Annotated in this window: 1 pseudogene; it reads right to left on the reverse strand. The window is 56.9% G+C overall.

The features are described 5' to 3' along the window. Positions 1 to 262: pseudogene (locus R0J92_RS23955) on the reverse strand (8-amino-7-oxononanoate synthase); the annotation flags it as partial.

A 262-nucleotide genomic window follows, 5' to 3' on the forward strand; every position in this document is an offset into this window, starting at 1 on the left:
TCCGGTATGCAATGCGCAAGGTGCGGTCGGCGTCGCCGATGATGAGCGGTAATATCTGCGTTCCGCTGCCGGGACTGCCGAAAAGATCGGCGAAACGCACATTGGCGAAAGCGATAAGCCGGTGCAATTCCTGCCGCCGCTGTTCATCTGCTACCATTGTTTTCAGCGCCAGCCGTGTTGCTGATACCTGCAAGGGGGAGGGCGCGGTCGAATAGATAAACGGTCTTGCACGGTTAACGAGAAAATCGCGCAGGATTGGATC

It is taken from the genome of Tritonibacter sp. SIMBA_163 (assembly GCF_046535935.1).
Classification (GTDB): domain Bacteria; phylum Pseudomonadota; class Alphaproteobacteria; order Rhodobacterales; family Rhodobacteraceae; genus Epibacterium; species Epibacterium scottomollicae.